This window comes from Streptomyces sp. NPDC059852 (assembly GCF_042731455.1).
Classification (GTDB): Bacteria; Actinomycetota; Actinomycetes; order Streptomycetales; family Streptomycetaceae; genus Streptomyces.
Genome location: NZ_JBHWJK010000052.1, coordinates 1,383 through 3,144 on the forward strand (window position 1 = coordinate 1,383; position 1,762 = coordinate 3,144).

At 57.8% G+C, this 1,762-nt stretch carries 1 rRNA gene (running past one end of the window); it reads left to right on the forward strand.

The features are described 5' to 3' along the window. Window positions 1-59: 59 nt before the first annotated feature. A 23S ribosomal RNA gene (locus ACFV46_RS33540) occupies window positions 60-1,762 on the forward strand (it continues 1,271 nt past the right edge of the window).

Sequence of the window (1,762 nt, forward strand, 5' to 3'; positions counted from 1 at the left end):
GTGGGGTGATGGGTGGTTGGTCGTTGTTTGAGAACTGCACAGTGGACGCGAGCATCTGTGGCCAAGTTTTTAAGGGCGCACGGTGGATGCCTTGGCACCAGGAACCGATGAAGGACGTGGGAGGCCACGATAGTCCCCGGGGAGTCGTCAACCAGGCTTTGATCCGGGGGTTTCCGAATGGGGAAACCCGGCAGTCGTCATGGGCTGTCACCCGCTGCTGAACACATAGGCAGTGTGGAGGGAACGCGGGGAAGTGAAACATCTCAGTACCCGCAGGAAGAGAAAACAACCGTGATTCCGGGAGTAGTGGCGAGCGAAACCGGATGAGGCCAAACCGTATGCGTGTGAGACCCGGCAGGGGTTGCGCATTCGGGGTTGTGGGATCTCTCTTCTGTTGTCTGCCGGCAACAGGACGAGTCAGAAACCGTTGATGTAGGCGAAGGACATGCGAAAGGTCCGGCGTAGAGGGTAAGACCCCCGTAGTCGAAACGTCAGCGGCTCGTTTGAGAGACACCCAAGTAGCACGGGGCCCGAGAAATCCCGTGTGAATCTGGCGGGACCACCCGCTAAGCCTAAATATTCCCTGGTGACCGATAGCGGATAGTACCGTGAGGGAATGGTGAAAAGTACCGCGGGAGCGGAGTGAAATAGTACCTGAAACCGTGTGCCTACAAGCCGTGGGAGCGTCGGGCAAGCACTTGTGCTTGCCTCGTGACTGCGTGCCTTTTGAAGAATGAGCCTGCGAGTTTGCGGTGTGTTGCGAGGTTAACCCGTGTGGGGAAGCCGTAGCGAAAGCGAGTCCGAATAGGGCGATGTAGTAGCGCGCTCAAGACCCGAAGCGGAGTGATCTAGCCATGGGCAGGTTGAAGCGGAGGTAAGACTTCGTGGAGGACCGAACCCACCAGGGTTGAAAACCTGGGGGATGACCTGTGGTTAGGGGTGAAAGGCCAATCAAACTCCGTGATAGCTGGTTCTCCCCGAAATGCATTTAGGTGCAGCGTCGTGTGTTTCTTGCCGGAGGTAGAGCACTGGATAGGCGATGGGCCCTACCGGGTTACTGACCTTAGCCAAACTCCGAATGCCGGTAAGTGAGAGCGCGGCAGTGAGACTGTGGGGGATAAGCTCCATGGTCGAGAGGGAAACAGCCCAGAGCATCGACTAAGGCCCCTAAGCGTACGCTAAGTGGGAAAGGATGTGGAGTCGCAGAGACAACCAGGAGGTTGGCTTAGAAGCAGCCACCCTTGAAAGAGTGCGTAATAGCTCACTGGTCTAGTGATTCCGCGCCGACAATGTAGCGGGGCTCAAGCGTACCGCCGAAGTCGTGTCATTGCGATATGTACCCCCAACGGGGATCGTGATGGGTAGGGGAGCGTCGTCTGCCGGGTGAAGCAGCCGCGGAAGCGAGTTGTGGACGGTTGACGAGTGAGAATGCAGGCATGAGTAGCGATTCACACGTGAGAAACGTGTGCGCCGATTGACTAAGGGTTCCTGGGTCAAGCTGATCTGCCCAGGGTAAGTCGGGACCTAAGGCGAGGCCGACAGGCGTAGTCGATGGATAACCGGTTGATATTCCGGTACCCGCTGTGAAGCGTCAAACATCGAATCCAGTGATGCTAAGCCCGTGAAGCCGCCGGCTGAGTCTTCGGACGAGGTCGGAGTGGTGGAGCCGGTGACCCGAGCTGGTAGTAGGTGAGTGATGGGGTGACGCAGGAAGGTAGTCCATCCCGGGCGGTGGTTGTCCCGGGGTAAGGGTGTAGGACGT